General features: G+C 46.6%; 11 protein-coding genes. 10 read left to right on the forward strand and 1 reads right to left on the reverse strand.

Annotation, left to right across the window (positions count from 1 at the left end):
• Positions 1 to 32: 32 nt before the first annotated feature.
• Positions 33 to 1,379: a polysaccharide deacetylase family protein gene (locus RIF36_RS10790; RefSeq protein ID WP_350128740.1), complete on the forward strand. Its 1,347-nt coding sequence runs from the start codon at positions 33 to 35 to the stop codon at positions 1,377 to 1,379.
• A 13-nt stretch (positions 1,380 to 1,392) separates the two neighbouring features.
• Here RIF36_RS10790 and RIF36_RS10795 read toward each other — a convergent pair whose 3' ends face one another.
• Positions 1,393 to 1,950, reverse strand: a complete 558-nt coding sequence (locus RIF36_RS10795) for a DUF1697 domain-containing protein (RefSeq protein ID WP_350128737.1) — start codon at positions 1,948 to 1,950, stop codon at positions 1,393 to 1,395.
• Positions 1,951 to 2,081: 131 nt separating this feature from the next.
• Between RIF36_RS10795 and RIF36_RS10800 the strand changes: the two genes are divergently transcribed.
• The 9 genes from RIF36_RS10800 (at position 2,082) to RIF36_RS10840 (ending at position 17,960) form a co-directional block, all read left to right on the forward strand.
• The gene (locus tag RIF36_RS10800) at positions 2,082 to 2,651 is read left to right on the forward strand and encodes an RNA polymerase sigma factor (RefSeq protein ID WP_350128734.1); all 570 of its coding nucleotides are present in this window, start codon (positions 2,082 to 2,084) and stop codon (positions 2,649 to 2,651) included.
• A 199-nt stretch (positions 2,652 to 2,850) separates the two neighbouring features.
• Entirely contained in the window at positions 2,851 to 3,993 is a 1,143-nt protein-coding gene (locus RIF36_RS10805; RefSeq protein WP_350075189.1) for a FecR family protein, read from the forward strand.
• A 100-nt stretch (positions 3,994 to 4,093) separates the two neighbouring features.
• Entirely contained in the window at positions 4,094 to 7,498 is a 3,405-nt protein-coding gene (locus RIF36_RS10810; RefSeq protein ID WP_350128731.1) for a TonB-dependent receptor, read from the forward strand.
• Positions 7,499 to 7,529: 31 nt separating this feature from the next.
• A complete protein-coding gene (locus RIF36_RS10815) occupies positions 7,530 to 9,281 on the forward strand; it encodes a RagB/SusD family nutrient uptake outer membrane protein (RefSeq protein WP_350075185.1) in 1,752 nt (583 codons plus the stop codon).
• A gap of 198 nt (positions 9,282 to 9,479) precedes the next feature.
• A complete protein-coding gene (locus tag RIF36_RS10820) occupies positions 9,480 to 10,436 on the forward strand; it encodes a hypothetical protein (protein WP_350128728.1) in 957 nt (318 codons plus the stop codon).
• Positions 10,437 to 10,450: 14 nt separating this feature from the next.
• Positions 10,451 to 12,631, forward strand: coding sequence for an outer membrane protein assembly factor BamB family protein (locus RIF36_RS10825; RefSeq protein ID WP_350128725.1), 2,181 nt, complete (start codon positions 10,451 to 10,453; stop codon positions 12,629 to 12,631).
• Positions 12,632 to 12,686: 55 nt separating this feature from the next.
• Positions 12,687 to 14,030: an enolase C-terminal domain-like protein gene (locus RIF36_RS10830; RefSeq protein WP_350075179.1), complete on the forward strand. Its 1,344-nt coding sequence runs from the start codon at positions 12,687 to 12,689 to the stop codon at positions 14,028 to 14,030.
• A gap of 261 nt (positions 14,031 to 14,291) precedes the next feature.
• The gene (locus tag RIF36_RS10835) at positions 14,292 to 15,620 is read left to right on the forward strand and encodes a hypothetical protein (protein WP_350128722.1); all 1,329 of its coding nucleotides are present in this window, start codon (positions 14,292 to 14,294) and stop codon (positions 15,618 to 15,620) included.
• A 114-nt stretch (positions 15,621 to 15,734) separates the two neighbouring features.
• Complete coding sequence (locus RIF36_RS10840) at positions 15,735 to 17,960, forward strand: DUF5916 domain-containing protein (protein ID WP_350128719.1); 2,226 nt, start codon at positions 15,735 to 15,737, stop codon at positions 17,958 to 17,960.
• Positions 17,961 to 17,979: the final 19 nt, after the last annotated feature.

Raw genomic sequence — 17,979 nt, forward strand, 5'->3', positions numbered from 1 at the left:
AGAAGGGGCATAGTTTGTAGTTATTTGATGTTATGATGAAAAGAATACACCTGAACCACATCCTCGCTACCTTTACAATTGTATCGATTTTAACTTCTTGTCAGCCATCGTTTGATGCCGATATCGGAAAGACAGAAGTTGCCAAATGGTACCAAGACAAAACCGGAGCTGTTTCTCTCACATTCGATGATGGCACCGTCCACCAGTTCACTATAGCCATGCCCATGCTCGACTCGCTAGGCATGAAGGGCACGTTTTACATCATCACGGGCAAAATACCTGAGTCGCAGTACCGGGGCACCTTTATCGGCAAGCCGGGAGAGGAGATCATTGCAGAAACTGCCAAAATACCAACCAACAAGGACAATCTGCTTGAACGAGCCTCTGCCATTGGCTTTCTGGGTTATGAAGGCGGCCTGGATTATCACACCAGAGCTGGAGCGGCAGTCGACGCCGAAAACGTAGACAAGGCCATTGAAATCATCGAAGAGGGGTATGCGAAGATCAGGGCTGGTAAACTTAGAAGGGTAGGACCACCCAGCAGCTATAGAGAGGCCAACGACACCACTACCTGGGAGCTGTACCGCCAATACGCCGCCAATGGGCATGAGATTGCCAGTCATACGGTTACCCATCCCCGGTTGGCCATCCTCGATGAGCCCAACATACTGTACGAGCTGGAAAAGAGTAAGGAAGAAATTGAAAATCAGATAGGTGAAGACTACATATTTTCAGCCGAAGGTCCTTATGGTACTGAGAATGAGCATTCGGTGGAGTATGTACTCAAGGTGTATAAGTCGGCCCGCAACAGGATGCCAGAACCCTTTCTGGCTGAGCTCAACAGGGGTGCGAAGGAGTGGCCGGCTGAAGGAAAAGACGGGAAGGAGTATGTGCAGTGGCAGCGGGGGCCTTTATCCAAAACACCTATGGAGCTGATGAAGTCGTGGGTAGACACTACCGCCGCCCGCAATGACACCTGGCTGGTGCTGGTGTTTCACGGCGTAGAGGGTGTTGGCTGGGAGGCCAAACCTAAAGAGCAGCTACGGGAATACTTTGAGTACGTGGCGGCTAAAAAAGACTACGTATGGGTGGCTCCGTTTGTGGAGGTAACGCAATACATAAGAGAACGCATGGCTGCGAAAGTGAGCACAAAGATTGATGGCAGCACTATCGTAGTGAACCTTACACATACCCTTGATCCGAAGTGGTATGGGCATAACCTGACTCTCAAAACACTGGTGCCTGACTGGAAAAAGGTGCAGGTGAAACAGGGCGACACTATACTCGCTGTGCGAATGACGGAGGAAGATGGGAAGAAGTATGTGATGTATGAGGCTTTGCCCAACGGCGAACCGGTAACGGTCAGGGAAATGGAATAGCTGGCAAAGTCTGTTAAGCTTTTTTAATCCCGACCATTTCAGCCAGCACATCCACTGTCTTCCAGTTTCTGGTAGTAGCCCCAACCTTCAGTTTAGATTCAAAAAAGGTATTGTTGATCTTTGTTCGGCCATAGCCGTTGGGGCAGTATACGTACACTTCTTTTCCCGTCAACACGAAGCGATCCGGGGCGTAGTCGTAGGTCAGCAGTTTATCCACGTTCTCCTGCTTTGGCAACTGGTCAAGGAAGGTCACATGTAGTTTGTCAAGTTCGATGCCTTTCTCATTAAGAAAAGGATTTTCTTCAATCACTTTTTGTACGTCCGCTTTGGTTCGAACAAGGACGGGTACATCGAAACCAAAGTGTTGGCTGATGGCTTTTTCGATATTTCCTTTGACCAGCGTTTGTTGTTGTTCGCTTGTTGCAAAAGCCACGTTGCCGCTCTGTATATAGGTCTTCACTTGTTCGTATCCCAATGACTCATACAGCGTCTGCAGCTCTTTCATGGGCACCGGCTTGTGCCCGCTGACGTTAATGCCTCTGAGGATGGAGATGTAGGTGGTCATGTTCATGGATTGGCTTTTAAATACTAAAACTACGCAAAACTTCGAAGTCAGCGTATTTTGGCATTTTCATACCACTAACCCTTTAGCGACTTTTCTTTTTGATAAATCTTTATAGATTTAGGCAAATTTTATTAGTAATGAAATCTGACCGAACCGATCTGGAGCTGTGGCAAATGATAGCACAGGATGATGCAGCTGCATTTGAGGAGCTGTATAATCGGTATTCAAAAGGTCTGTTTGTTTATGCATTGAATATTTTCAAAAAGAAAGAGGCCTGCGAAGATATTGTCCAAAATGTTTTCATTGATTTTTGGTCCAAACGAAAAACAGTCAACATTGTCAGTGTAAAACCATACTTGTTTCAATCGGTGAAATTCCAGGTTTTCAAGCACATGCGTGATACCAAAATCTCTGACGAGGACCTAACCAGGTTGAATATTGTTGATGTGTCGGTTGATATATTGCAAAAGCTGGAGTTTGAAGAGCTTGAGGAGCTGATAAAAGACGTGGTGAGCTCCCTGCCTCCCAGGTGCCAGGAGATATTTGTCATGAGTCGGTTTCAGAATAAGTCAAATCAGGAAATTGCCATAGAGTTAAAAATTTCGATGCAGGCGGTGAAGAATCAAATAAGCAAAGCATTGAAATCGTTGAAACAAGAACTTCACCCCCATAAAATTGCAGCACTCGCTTTGCTGCTGGAACTATAAGGCTCGTTTAGACCTCCTCCTCTGTTACGATAGCGAATTTCCTCTAAGTTAAATCAAGTGATGCTACTATGCCGTTACTTTAATGGCGTAAGTCTTTCAAAGCTCCCCCTCTCAGATAAACTATTTATTTTTTTGAGTGGACGTGTACCTGCTGGTCACTTATGGTACTTAACACTATACAAAAACAAAAGAGTACCAGATGGATGCTAAACAGGCACGAGCACTTTTTAATAAATATGTAAACAATGAATGCTCTCCTGAAGAGCGTGAGCTTTTGGAAAAGTATTTAGATTCATTTCAGGATGATAGCTTGGAACTTTCAGATTTGAACTTTGATGAGGAAATCAAGCCAAAGATGTGGTCGAAGATTATGTCGGAGACAACAAAAGAGAAGCAGCCAGTGGTTAGAGTCCTCTCATTTTCCAGCTTGCTGAAGTATGCAGCTGTTATTGCAGGAATTGCGATCGGCGTCGCAATATGGGCCAACCTGCACAATACTAATGATCAATCGCTAGTTATCGGCGATGACAAAGTAGTGCTGAGAACAAGCAAGGGCACGTCCAACGAAATTGTCATTGGAAGTATCAGCCAAATTAATGATGATGAAGGGAGCGTAATTGCTTCCCAGGAAGGTGATGTGATTGTTTACAAGCCGAAGAGTGACATTAAGCAACTGGTATTTAACGAGATAGAAGTGCCGAGAGGGAAAACCTTCAAGGTGGTGCTTTCTGATGGCACATCTGTGCATCTCAATTCCGGTACAATTTTTAAGTTTCCAGTCAATTTTATTCAGGGTGAGGAAAGAAAAGTCTTTTTAACCGGAGAGGCATATTTTGAAGTGGCGAAGGATCCAGATCACCCTTTTTTGGTAAACACCAGTGGCATGGATGTAAGGGTTTTAGGAACACATTTCAACGTCAGTTCTTATGAAGGGTCAGTGGCTCACGCTGTGTTAATTGAAGGCAGCGTGGCTGTTCAGGAGAAAGATGGCGGTAATATCGTTGGCACCGAGAAAGTGATCGTGCCTGGTCAAAAGGCTTCTTTGGTTTCTGGCAATATCGAAGTACAGGAAGTGGATGTGGAAGACTACATGGGCTGGATGCGAAATGTTTTGATATTCAACGACGAGCCTTTTTCTGAGATAGTGAAGAAAATAGAAAGAAGATACAACGTGGAAATCAAAAACGACTATAAAGAGCTAGCACCTGTCCGATTCAATGGAAAGTTTGATAACGAAACGGTCATCGACTTGCTGGAGACATTCAGAGCTAGTGCTGGTTTTGACTACCACATTTCGGATAACAAAGTAATTATCAACCAAAACAAACGAAACAGCCTATGAAATGAAACACACTTAAAAAAAAGATCGGGAAACGCTGGCACGCTCCCCGATGTAGTTGGATCTTAATAAACATACCTATTTAAAAAAATCACCCAAAGTTATGAAAAAATCAAGTTGGTTTTCCATGCTTGTGGAAAGTAATTTTTACAAGCACAGTGGTTTGAAGCTCTTTCTCTTCCTGATGGTTGTTGGTTTGCCGAAAATTCAGGCCAATGCCTATTCGCAATTCGAGGAGATTACGCTGCACATTGAGAACAAGACGATCAAACAGGTCTTGGTAGAAATTGAATCCAAAAGTCAGTTCAAATTCTTTTATAAGACGGATGAGATTGACCTGGAAAGAAAGGTTTCTATTAATGTGGATCGAATGCCCGTTGATAAAATTCTTGAGCAGGTCTTTGACGACGGAACGGTTTCATTCAGCACAATCAAAAATCAGATTGTCCTGAAAAAGGCTGAACCTAAGCCTGCAAAAACCATTAAGCCTGATAGTAGGAAAGAAACGCAGGAGGCTAATCCTGCTGTTTCGGTAAGCGGTAAGGTGTCAGATGAGCAAGGTGTTGGCATTCCTGGCGTGTCTGTGATCGAAAAGGGGACATCCAATGGTGTGGCAACAGACGTTGAGGGTGGCTACAGCATTGAAGTGGCTGGCCCCAATTCTACGCTGGTGTTTTCATCAATTGGCTATATCACACAAGAAATTCGTGTTGGGGCTGTCAGCTCTCTCAATGTCTCGATGGTTGAAGATATACAGTCTTTGAATGAGATTGTGGTACTGGGCTATGCTTCTCAAAGTAAGGAGGATCTTACCGGTGCAGTGTCTAGCTTGAAGTCAGAAGATATCAAGAATTTGCCGGTTACCAGTGCTGCTGAACTTTTGCAGGGCAGGGTTGCAGGTGTGCAGGTGGTTAAGTCTTCAGGGGCGCCAGGTGCCACATCTGATATCGTAGTTCGTGGTGGAGGCTCCGTGAACGGGATGTCTCCGTTGTTCATTGTCGACGGCGTGCGAATGGGCACTAACTATTCTTTCAACAGTGAGGACATTGAGTCAATGGAAATCCTGAAAGATGCTAGTGCTGCTGCGATTTATGGAGCGCAGGCAGCAGGCGGCGTTGTTTTGATCCAGACCAAGAGAGGCTCTGGAAACAATGAGAAGATCAATATCAACGTAAGTGGCTATAGCGGGATCAGAAATACACGCCCGCTGGTACCATTGATGAACACACAGCAAATGTTTGCTGCACGAAAAGCATTTGGCTACGACGTGTCGGCCTGGGGCGATCCCAACACTTTGCCCGATGTGGACTGGGTGGACGAACTCTATAACCCGGGAAACGATAATAACTACACGGTCTCTCTGGCAGGATCTTCGCAGAAGGCCAACTACTATTTGTCGGGGAACATATTTAAACAAAAAGGAATCAAGCTGGATAACTCTTTTGAGCGTTATTCCTTCAGAACCAACTCCGATTTTCACTTGTCTAAAAATGTGACAGTAGGTGAAACGGTTTATCTCTACAAAAGCTCTTTAAACCCGGATCAGGGAGGAAACTATTGGAGGACAGTACCCACCATGCCCGTGTATGAGCCCGACGGAAGCTGGGGACAGGCACCTTCTGCCGGATACTTTAATGGTAATAATCCGGCACTTGTAGCCCTAACCAACCATGGCGGGCAGGATGAATTTGCTATTCAGAGCAATGCCTATGTTGATATTAAAATAATGGAAGGACTTAACCTTCGTGGCACGTTGGGCGCTAACATCGGCAGCAGTGTAAACAGTATTTTCTCGGAGGCATACAACATCGGCTCGCAGTCAGCTCCTGCTATTTTCACCGAGACTTACACCGATTGGGAGAATTATACTGCCAACCTGGTGGCTAGCTATGAAAAGATGGTTGGAGACCACAGCTTCAAAGCATTGGCTGGTTACGAGATGTACAAGGAGGATAGAAAATATGTGACTGTCAACGCCACAAACTTTGTTGCTGATGTAACAGAATCATTTTTCTTAAATAACGACGTGACATCCCAGCGTGTAACAGGTGGGCCTTCACCTGATCAAAGATTGCTTTCGCAGTTTGGTCGTATTAACTACTCGTATGCTGGTAAATACCTGGCATCTGCCACCATCAGACGAGACGGCTCGGATAGGTTTGGGCCTGCTAATAAATGGGGCGTTTTTCCTGCATTCTCCGCCGGATGGAGGATTAGCGAAGAGGGATTCTTTGACCAGGGCGGATTTATTTCATCTATGCAATTGCGGGCCAGCTATGGTGCACTGGGAAACATAGGGGCAATTCCTCAATACCTGTATCAGGTATCGTACTCTCCACAAAATTTTCACGCTTTAGGCGATGGCAGAGCGGTACAATCTTACTCCAGAGCACTTAGCCTTGCCAACACTGAGATAAAGTGGGAAGAAGTGAAAACTACTGATTTTGGTGTTGATTTTGGCTTATTGGATCAGCGATTGACAGTGACCATGGATTGGTATAAGAGGTTGACCTCAGATATGATTTATCAGCTTCCGCTTCCTATGTCATCGGGCTATGTTGCCGGGCGTTTACTGGCGTCTAACCCAGTGTTCACAAACATCGGCGAACTCAGCAACACAGGTCTAGAAATTGGGGCTAACTATGAACAATCAGTTGGCGATCTTCAGATGAATTTTGGCTTAACCGGCGCTTTTAACAAAAACAAGGTGGTGAGTCTTGATGGTTCAGGCACTAAGTCCATTAATGACGGTGTAGGTGGGCAGTATTTGTCAAATTCGATTTCCAGGACGGTTGATGGCCAGCCAATGAGCCAGTTCTTTGGCTATGTGGTGGAAGGGATATTCGCCACCGACCAGGAAGCTCAGGAAAGAGGAGTGGTGCAGGACGGAGCTGGGGCCGGTGACCTGATTTATAAGGATGTGAACGGGGATGGCGTGATCACTCAGGACGACAGAGATTTTATCGGAAACCCATGGCCAAAACTCAACTTCGGGATAAATATCAACATGAAGTACAGAGGCTTCGACCTTGCATTGGCCTTCCAGGGTGTATCTGGCGTGGATCTTTACAATGCCAACCGTCATTATTCAGATTTTCTGGCTGGCGATTATAATTCTTCTCCTGAGGTGTTCAAAGCTTCATTCTTTGATGGAAATGGCCTTACCAGTGTGCCAAGGCTAGGCTTTACCGACGTTAACGGAAATTACCAAAGAGATCCCAATGCAAACTACACGAACATTTCAAGCTATTTCGTTGAGAATGGATCATACCTGAAGCTTAGGAATCTTCAGTTTGGGTATAGTTTCCCAACAGCGGCGCTATCGAATATCAAAGTGTCTGCCCTAAGAATTTACCTGATGGCCGACAATTTCCTCACTTTTACTAAGTACAAGGGAGTTGATCCGGAAGTCCTCGGGGAGGGAACAGTGGGCAGCAGGGGTATAGACTTTAACTCCAGATACCCTCAGACAACATTTGTTTCAGCTGGTTTTAACCTAAGCTTCTAAGGTTTTTCACGAAGACTAAATGTAGAAAATCATGAAAAAATATATTGTAATACTATCGTTTGCGTTTTTGATGGGCTGTTCAGAAGAGTTTTTGTCCGTAGACAACCCGAACGCCCTGACACCTTCTGCTTTTCCAACATCGGCCGCCGACCTGGAATCGATCTTAATTGGGGTTTATGGAACCCAACATGGTTATGGGTTGTATGGCCACACTATTTTAGCTAAGGGATATCATGTGTGGGATCATACTATGAACCTGGCGTGGCAGGGAACCCAAACCTGGATCAACCAGGCACAAAATGACACCAGACCGTCCGACGAATTTCTGAAAGATATTTGGAAGGATTCCTATAAGGGTGTGATTCGTGCCAACAGCCTCCTGGAATCCGTGGAAGGGTTTCGGTCGGGTGAGGTAAAGCCAGCGACGACCGTCACGGGCGATCAACTGGATAAATTTGAGGGACAGGCACTTTATCTGCGTGCATGGTTCTACTATAACCTGATCATCATTTTTGGTGAGGACATGATCATCAACGGACAAGGACGTGATGCCATGGGCGTACCCATCGTTTTAAAAACCGCTAACAGCGTTTCTGAAACATTTGTTGGCAGGGCTTCAGTGGGAGAAGTGTGGGATCAGATCAAGGACGATCTCCAGAAGTCACTTGCATTGATGGGCACCACTACCTGGTCAGGTGCGGATCGTTTTAAGATAAATCAGTGGGGACTCAAAGGCCTGCTTGGAAAGGTGTATGCTTTGACAGGCGACTGGGAAACGGCAAAAGGTTACCTGAAGGATGTGATTGACAACAGTGGCAAGTCGCTCGTTCCCTTCAATGTTTATAAGAACATGTACAACTCTGACCCGGCCAATGAATTTAATTCCGAATCACTTATTGAAATAGCCCTTGAGGATGACAACGTGGGTAGATCAAATGATGAAACGTCGCTGGGATCGTGGTATGCCAGCATCGTGGCGCCGTCGATCGTTATCAACGACCTTCCTTTGGCCTCAAGCTGGTCCAATGAGTTCATTCATGAGAAGAACCTGGCTCGCTTTGGTTTTACTCAGGCTCACTACTTTCAGGATGGTGTGGTGGAACCACGGGCATCTAACGTGAGGCCTGGGTATGTGACTGAGGCCCTGGCACTTCGTGCTGACCCACTGAACAGCCCGGTTGATCCGAGATTATATATTGCGGGATTTCAGCCCTACGCTGATTCAATTATGGCAGATGGCAAAAAGACTGCCATCTCACATTTTGCCGATGGTGTTGAGGTAAACAGGCCTGCCTGGAGCTTCCGGAAGTATGTGAATGTAACTGAAAGACAAAGGCTAATCAGAGACAGCGGTGCCAATTTCTACCTTCTGCGCCTGGCCGATGTGTACTTACTCTATGCCGAAGCCTCGATTGAAACAGGCGACATCGCTACTGGTCTTGAGTACATCAATAAGGTGCATAGACGTGCCTACAACCTTCCTGTGGATGTGCCTCATCCAAGCGACTATGTCACGCTCACTGATGCCACTAAAGCTGTTGGCGACCCTGAACTCGGCAACAATGTGCTGAGATACGAGCGTTTTGTTGAGCTTTTTGGCGAGGGACAAAAATGGACTGACACCAGAAGGTGGAAAAATGGTAGCGCAGAGGCAGCTATTTATCAGACCGTACGGGGAGGTACGATCAACTGGGAAGATACTGACTACGCTCAGCCAATTCCTACCCTGGAGATAGAGAACAATGTCGCTATCAACTTTTCCGATCAAAACCCCGGCTACTAAATGGAAAATGGGCTAAAGCAGCAGAATGAAGTTGCTGGAAAATGTGCAGACTCTCAGCTGCTTTGGCCCGCTTTCTAGATCAAATCATTGCGCCAGGTGTACTGAAATAAATTAAAGTTTTTTGATGCAAAATTGACAACACCCTTTTTCGAAATGGCTGGGCTGGATAACTATTACCTGTTACGAACGATAAGTGTTATGAACAAAGCATTTTTGACTGCAACCCTTTTAGTGATTTCGCATGTTCCCACAAGGGCTCAGGAAGTCCCAAAAGCAAAAATTTCTAACGGAACTATAAGTGCAGAAATCTACTTGCCCGATGCTGTAAATGGTTACTACAGGGGAGCAAGGTTTGACTGGTCAGGCGTGGTTTCACAACTTAACTACAAAGGACACAGCTACTTCGGGCAATGGTTCGAGAAGTACGACCCCTTTTTACACGATGCAATAACCGGCCCTGTGGAGGCTTTTGACCCGCTGGGATACGACCAGGCCAAAGTAGGCCAGACGTTTGTTAAGGTCGGAATAGGAGTGCTGGAAAGGCTGGACACCGCCCCTTACCATTTTGCAAAACCTTACAAAATTGTTGACCACGGTATATGGAGTATTAAGCACAGTGCTGACAAGGTAGAATTTGTCCACGATTTAGTAAGTGAGGATTATAGCTACAGCTACAAAAAAGTTGTAAGGATAAGTGGAAACAAAATGATAATTGACCACACACTGACGAATAAGGGAGGTCAGGTCATCGATACGCAGGTGTTTGATCACAACTTTTTTGTCATCGACAATGACACCGTAGGTCCTGGTTTCCACATTCGATTCCCCTTTGAGGTGGAAGGGGATGCAGGTGGGCTTGGCGACTTTGCCGAGGTGAGTGGTGGGGAAATTAGCTACACGGGGGTGTTGGGCAAAAACGACCATGCCCGACTTCGCTCGATTGGTGGTTATGGCGGCTCTGCGTCAGACTATGATATAGCGATAGAGAACAGAAACACCGGTGCCGGAGTCAGAATTACCTGCGATAGGCCGCTATCGAGATTGATTTTTTGGTCAGCCATGAAGACGGTTTGTCCGGAGCCCTATATCAGCGTCAAAGTCGCTGCTTCGGAGTCATTCTCATGGACAATTACTTACGATTACTACACACTTTGATTGACATGCCAAAGATGAAATTTAGACTTAAAAGTGTTGCCATACTGCTGGCATTTGTGTCTGGTTGCCAGCAGAGCGAGCCAAATAAAACAGTCTCAAGGTTTGATACAGGTGTGAACTGGCCTGTTTACGGGGGTAATAGTGCCGGAAACAGGTATTCACCGCTCGATCAGATTACTATTGAGAATGTAAGCCAACTTGAAGTGGCGTGGATGTACAAAGCGAGAGAATCACAAGAGCCGGGGAGTAGCGCCAGAGTGCGGGAAATCCAGTGTCAGCCAATTGTGATAGATGGTGTGCTATATGCGACAACGCCGCTTCTCCAGCTATTTGCCGTCAATGCCGCAACCGGGGAAGACCTTTGGAAGTTTTCGCCGCCTGAAGAGGGCTTTCGCAACCGTGGCGTCATGTACTGGGAGAATGGAGACGACAAGCGCATTTTGTATACCGTCGAATCAAATCTTTATGCGGTAAACGCTGCCACTGGTAAACTGATTCCGGGTTTTGGAAACGGCGGGGTGGTTGATCTTCGGCAGGGGCTTTCGGACGGTATCGACGCCGATATCACAAAAACACGAGTAAGAGCTACTTCACCAGGTGTGATTTACAAAAATACGCTAGTGATCGGCTCAGCTGTGTCTGAAGCCGGCGATGGTGCTCCTGGCCACGTGCGGGCATTCAATGTTGTCACCGGAGAGCTGGAATGGGTGTTTCACACCATTCCACATCCCGGAGAGGTTGGTTACGAAACATGGCCTGAGGGTGCCTACAAGGAAGTTGGTGGCGCAAACACCTGGTCTGGAATGATCCTGGATGAGAGAAATGGAGTGGTGTTTTTTGGTACTGGTTCGCCTGCAGCGGACTTCTATGGTGGAAGCAGAGCAGGACAAAATCTCTTTGCCAACAGTATAGTGGCTTTGAATGCGAGCGACGGCAGCCTCGTTTGGTATTACCAAACCATCAGCCACGACCTCTGGGACAGAGATCATCCATTGCAGCCTAATCTTGCTACTATTGAGCACAACGGACAAAAGCTTGAGGTAGTTGTTCAGGCGACGAAAGATGGGATGGTGTATGTGCTCAATAGCAAAACAGGGGAGTCGGTATTTCCGGTTGAGGAAAGACCGGTGCCAACCAATGGCTTACCCGGGGAGTCACCATGGCCCACCCAAAAGTTTCCGTTGAAGCCAGCTCCATTCTCAAGGCAGGTGTATACCGAGGATGATATTTCCGACATTTCACCCGAAGCAGAAGCTTATACCAGGCAAATCTATGAGCGGTACAAAACCGACAACAAGTTCGCTCCTCCAAGCAAAGAAGGAACGCTATTGTTCGGCTATAGCGGCGGAGCAGAGTGGGGTGGAAATGCAATCGACCCCGACGGAATATTATATCAGAACGCCAACGACAACCCGTGGATTCTTGAGATGACTGAAAATATCCAGCAAGGGGGCGCTGGTGATGAGGTATTGTCGGGTGAGCAACTGTTTTCGCTCAATTGTGCAGCATGCCATGGCAAGGACAAGAAGGGTAATGGAACCGATTTTCCCGACATAAGCAATGTTAAGAATCAATACAATAGCACTCAGCTACTAAACATCCTTGGGGGCGGCATAGGTAGAATGCCGTCTTTCCAACACCTGGCAGAAAGGGATCGGCAGACAATTGTCAGCTACTTGCTGGAGGAAACAAAAACGCAGGGAGATGGCACAGCAGACGAGCGAAGCGAGCCGACCCCTTCTTTGGAAAGTAACGCTTTTGGCTTTCAGCCGGCTTATGTCAAAAAGGCCTGGACGAAGCTTTTTGATGAGCAGGGTTATCCCGGAATCAAGCCGCCGTGGGGGACACTTAACGCCATTGATCTCAACACAGGGGACTACCTGTGGACAGTTCCTTTGGGAGAATTCCCGGAGTTGACTGAGAAGGGTATTTCAATAACCGGCACAGAAAGCTACGGCGGCCCGGTGGTCACTGCCGGAGGCCTCGTCTTTATCGCTGGCACCAAAGACGAAAGGATCAGAGCCTTTGATAAAAACACTGGAAAAGTGGTGTGGGAATATCAACTACCAGCTGCGGGTTTTGCTACGCCGGCGATTTACGAAGTGGATGGTAAGCAGTACATAGCCATCGCAGCAGGTGGAGCAAGAGGGCAAAAAGCCGGAGACTACTATGTGGCCTTCAAACTACCTGATTGATACTATTCAAGTTGACCTAAAAAAAGACCAGAACATACACTTAAACACTAATAACATGAAAGAAAATGAAAATATAGAAAGCCGTAGAAATGTCCTCAGGACATTGGGAATTGGATCGGCAGCCGGTACGCTTGGGCTCTTTGGTTTTAGCAGCGCCAATGCGAAAGACAAGGAAACGCCAGCGTATGCAAAGGGAGCTGCACCAGTAACGATCAAGAACGTAAAGGCGATTGCTACCTCGCCAAGCAACGCCAATCTCATCGTGGTGAAAATTGAGACTAGCGAACCCGGTTTATATGGTTTGGGCTGCTCCACGTTCACACAGCGTGCGTCAGTGGTTGTTACTGCCATCAATGACTACCTCGCCCCGTTTTGCAAGGGCAAGGATGTGGATAACATAGAAGACATGTGGAACTCGTTCTACATCGACTCCTATTGGCGCAATGGCCCTGTGCTGAACAATGTGTTGAGCGGGCTTGATCAGGCACTTTGGGATATCAAAGGGAAAAGAGCAGGCATGCCTGTGTACCAGCTGCTCGGTGGTAAGTCACGTTTTGCCATTCCAGTTTATGCCCGCACGGGGGGATCCATTCAGGAAGTGGCTGACAACGTCAATCGTTTTAAGGAAGAGGGCTATCAGTACGTTCGGATGAGCTCTCCGTCATTGACTGACGATTCTTACGTTCCAGACTTTAAAAAAGCGGGATATGGCTATGCGGGAGATCGTTACTTTCATCCTCAGAAATACATTAAGTCAGTAGTCGATCTCTTTGATACTGTTAGAAAGCAATGTGGCGACGAGATTGACCTCATGCATGACATTCATGAGAAGATTCAGCCCATGGAGGCGATTCAGCTCATCAATTCGGTGGAGCAATACCGGCCCTTCTTTATGGAGGATCCTTTGTCTCCGGAAAACCAGGGCTGGTGGCCACAGCTCAGAGAAAGCACCAATGTGCCTATTTCAATGGGAGAACTCTTTAACAACATCAACGAGTTCCTCGAGCCGATCTCCAATCGCTATTTTGATTACATCAGGTGCCATGTGTCGCAGATCGGCGGAATCACCCCTGCAATGAAAATCGCCAGACTGGGTGAATTCTTTGGCGTTCGCACCGCATGGCATGGCCCTGGCGATGTGTCTCCGGTTGGTCACGCAGCCCATGCGCATGTGGACATGGCCATCTGGAATTTTGGTGTGCAGGAAGGCCGGATATTTCCAGAGGCAGAACAGGAAGTGTTTCCGGGATCTCCGACCACCACAAATGGTTATATGCACCTGAACGACAAGCCTGGTATCGGGGTGGACATTGATGAGAAGCTGGCCGCTAAATATCCTATCAGGCTAAGGGGCTATAATCAGATACGAAACGCTGACGGTACCATCATAAGGCCGTAGGGCTCACATAAGACATTGAGTTTGTAGGTTGTATACGTTGTTTAAGTAGGTGAAAAGATGCGCCAGCCTTGGCGCACTTTTTTCAAGCTTTTTAAATAACGATCGGGGAGGAACATGCCTTTGAGGTAACAAACCGTTAAGTGCAATAATTGAAATAATCATAGCCGATCCATGGTCAGCTGTATGTAATCAAGGAAAAAATAGGAAAGCTTTATTGAACAAATCAGATCGTCAAGAGAAATGAAATCATCAAAAAAAGTTATGCTAATTATACTGCTGTCAGCAGCAGTTGGCATTGTAAGAGGTCAGGGAATACCATCGGGTGCACTGAAGGTAGGTGCGGCGAGAGAAATAATGAACCCGCCAGCAAGCATTTTCACCGCTTCTGCTGATCAATTTCGGAGGTTTAGTGGCATTCACGATTCGCTGCTTGTTCGCTCCATTGTATTAGATAATGGATTCAAAAAGGTGGCGTTGGTATCTATGGACATAAGCAAAGTGCCGGGGGGAGCTCGCTTTATTCAGGAAGTGGCTGCTGGTACAAAGATTCCGCAAGAGGATTTGTTCATAGCGGCTACACATGATCATAACACCATACAGCTGCCAGCAAATGATTATGCTGATGAGTACTACAACATCATTAAGAATGCCACGATAAAATCTATTAATGAAGCCAATGCTAAACTACAGCCTGCTAAAGTGGGATTTGCAAAAGGTAAAGCCTATGTCAATACCAACCGGGACGAGAAAATTGGTGAAGGCTACCACATGGGCTATAACCCGGACGGCCCTTCTGATAAGACGGTGGCTGTTGTTTCATTTACTACGCTTTCGGGTGAACCAATTGCCATTTATGCCAACTACGCCGTGCATGCCGTTGTGATGTATCGGGCTACCACAAAGGATGGACTTCCCGAAATATCGGCCGACTTGCCAGGGGCAACTGCCAAGTATGTTGACAGGCATTTCAAAAACGCTGTGACAGTTTGGACGAGTGGTGCAGCTGGGGATCAAAACCCTATGTTTATGTCGACCTACAACCAGGATCATCCGGACACGCAGGACGAAGGTATTGGGGGATATGCCATACTTGATGTGCAGGCCAGGAGATTGGGAGAAGAGATTGTTCGACTCGTTAAATCGATTAAAAATACTGATCAAACAGTGCAAATCTGGAGTAAAAGAACCTCAGTAACCTGTGAAGGGCAAGAAAGGAAATATCCGAGAAACCCTGATGAGCCAAGAGGTGGGTACCTCGCACCAACCAAGGTCGAAATGGTTGATGGAGACCCGGTAACCATTCCATTGCATTTATTGATGATCAACGATATCGCACTGGCCGGAGTAGCTGCTGAAGTGTTTACCGAAATTGGGGTGCATTTGAAGGAAACCTCACGATTTGACAGGACGATGATGGTGACAGTGATGGCAAATGCTATTGGATATATACCCACCGATGCAGCTTACCTGATGCCTTCGGAAAAAGCCCTTGGCAATAGTTTGAAGCCAGGCTGTGCTGAACCAGCGATGATAGATGCATTTGTCCAGCTTATGGACGAATACATTGCGCTCAACCAAAAAGCCAACTAGCTTCTACCTAGCAACTTCATTTGTTGAATAGGGCGTAGGAGGCTTAGCCAAAAGGCGGAGCCAAGGGGTTCTATGCTCTATTCATTTACAAAAAAATATAGAAATCATTGAGAAATGAGACACCTGACCCTTTTTCTATTCGTTGTTGCCATTATTTCAGTCTCCTCATTGTCGGCGAGGCAGTTACAGGGTGATTTGTCAAACTATCAACTGCAGATAAAGAGGAATAATGATCCGATTAAAGTTGATGGTATGCTAGATGAGGACTCATGGTCTACGCCAAACGTTGCCAGTGATTTCTGGCAGCAATACCCCAAGGATAACATAAAGACGGATGTCCGCACTGAAGTTAGAATGACTTATGATGCCGATAACTTGTACATCGCTGCTATTTGCTATGATGTGGAGGATTATGTTGTTCAAACTTTAAAGAGAGACAACGGACTTTTCACCAGTGATGCCTTTGGAATAATTATCGATCCGGTAAATAGCAATACCAATGGTTTTCTTTTTGGTGTGAGTCCCTACAATGTGCAGACGGAAGAGCTGCTTGGGCCCAATGCTACCCAACCCGACAGGATGACTTTTAGCTGGGACAACCGGTGGTACTCTGCCGTTATCCGCTATCAGGACAGGTACGTTGTTGAGATGGCGATCCCATTCAAAACCCTGCGGTTCAACAGCCAAAACGGCACCTGGGGCGTCAATTTCTTTCGAAATGATATGTCGAGGAACCAAAAGTATAGCTGGACTCCGCTGCCTGTCAATTTTGAACTTTATGATCTTGGGTACACTGGTGATCTGAAATGGGACATTGCCCCGACAAAAAATGGAACCAATATCTCGGTGCTGCCCTATGTTACAGGCGGCGTAACAAGAGACAACGAGGCCGAATCGCCTCGCTCGGAGACGAGCGTGCGTGTGGGAGGAGATGCGAAAATTGCGCTCACTTCTTCACTCAACCTAGACCTTACGGTTAATCCCGATTTTTCGACAGTTGATGTGGATGTGCAGCAAACAAACCTGACCAGATTCAACCTCAGGTTTCCTGAAAAACGTGGTTTTTTTCTCGAAAACAATGACCTCTTTACCGAGTTTGGCCCCAACGACGCCAAGCCCATTTTTACCAGACGAATGGGACTCGACATGGACAACAGACCGGTTGCAATTAACTACGGAGCCCGATTGAGTGGAAATTTGACTCCCAACACCAGGATTGGTCTGTTGCATCTTCAAACCAAATCAAATGATACAGTGCCAGGACAAAACTATTCCATAGCCGTTTTTAATCAGAGAATTTGGAGTCGCTCCGTTTTGAGAGGCTACGTTACAAACCGCCAGGCTTACACACAAGATGATGGTTGGCATGCGAATAATTATGGGAGAAATACCGGATTGGAGTTTAACTACCTGAACAACTCTGGTACCTGGAATTATTTTGCGGCTTATCACCTTTCAGCGAAGCCTGACGCTGGTTATGGGTCGTTTACGAACCTGGGTATTGAATATGCGGGAAGAAAATGGAAGGCACGCATAAATTACTGGAACATATCGTCCGACTACTTCGCCGACATGGGCTTTTTCCCCCGCCTTGAAAACTACGATGCGGTGAGAGACACATTGATTCATCTTGGTTGGGAGCGTATTTACGGCAGGTTCGGCTATGTGTTTCGTCCGGCAAAGGGCAGCAAGATAGTGGCGCACGACATAGAGTTGAGAACCTATAACGATCTTTACCCGGACGGCACCATCAGCGACCTGGAGAACAGGATTGACTATAAGATCAAATTCCAAAACACTGCCGAACTCCAGCTACAACCTCAGCTACTTAAGACGAACCTAAGATTTCCTACAGACTTTACCGATGCTGCTCCGCTGCTGCCTGGCTCATTCGACTACGGACGGTTCAATGTCACCTACCAGTCCGATGCCAGGAAATTATTCTCATGGCAAACTGAAGTAGGTGTGGGGCAATACTACAATGGCACCCTAACGAGATACTTGCTTCAGCTGAACTACAGGAGGCAGCCCTGGGGTACCTTTTCCGTGGGCTGGGAACAAAACAATCTCAAACTGCCTGATCCATACGGGGAGTCAAACCTCAGGCTGGTAAACGCCCGAGCTGAAGTCAATTTTAGCACGAAGGTATTTTGGACAACTTTCTTGCAATACAATACACAGCGGGAGAATTTCAATGTGAACAGCAGGCTGCAGTGGCGCTACAGTACCATGTCGGATATCTTTCTTGTGTACAGCGACAACTATACTACGTCGCCGTTTCTTCAAAATAACCGAAACAGAGCCATACTTCTTAAGCTCAATTACATGTTCAATTTATAGCAGTCACTATGCACGGAGG

It is taken from the genome of Imperialibacter sp. (assembly GCF_040222815.1).
Classification (GTDB): Bacteria; Bacteroidota; Bacteroidia; order Cytophagales; family Cyclobacteriaceae; genus Imperialibacter.

Bases quoted from the DNA above. Each gene is read 5' to 3' on its own strand.
- RIF36_RS10810 (WP_350128731.1), top strand. From the start codon at position 4,094: ATGAAAAAATCAAGTTGGTTTTCCATGCTTGTGGAAAGTAATTTTTAC.
- RIF36_RS10820 (WP_350128728.1), top strand. From the start codon at position 9,480: ATGAACAAAGCATTTTTGACTGCAACCCTTTTAGTGATTTCGCATGTT.
- RIF36_RS10790 (WP_350128740.1), top strand. From the start codon at position 33: ATGATGAAAAGAATACACCTGAACCACATCCTCGCTACCTTTACAATT.
- RIF36_RS10830 (WP_350075179.1), top strand. From the start codon at position 12,687: ATGAAAGAAAATGAAAATATAGAAAGCCGTAGAAATGTCCTCAGGACA.
- RIF36_RS10815 (WP_350075185.1), top strand. From the start codon at position 7,530: ATGAAAAAATATATTGTAATACTATCGTTTGCGTTTTTGATGGGCTGT.
- RIF36_RS10825 (WP_350128725.1), top strand. From the start codon at position 10,451: ATGAAATTTAGACTTAAAAGTGTTGCCATACTGCTGGCATTTGTGTCT.
- RIF36_RS10800 (WP_350128734.1), top strand. From the start codon at position 2,082: ATGAAATCTGACCGAACCGATCTGGAGCTGTGGCAAATGATAGCACAG.
- RIF36_RS10835 (WP_350128722.1), top strand. From the start codon at position 14,292: ATGCTAATTATACTGCTGTCAGCAGCAGTTGGCATTGTAAGAGGTCAG.
- RIF36_RS10840 (WP_350128719.1), top strand. From the start codon at position 15,735: ATGAGACACCTGACCCTTTTTCTATTCGTTGTTGCCATTATTTCAGTC.
- RIF36_RS10805 (WP_350075189.1), top strand. From the start codon at position 2,851: ATGGATGCTAAACAGGCACGAGCACTTTTTAATAAATATGTAAACAAT.
- RIF36_RS10795 (WP_350128737.1), bottom strand. From the start codon at position 1,950: ATGAACATGACCACCTACATCTCCATCCTCAGAGGCATTAACGTCAGC.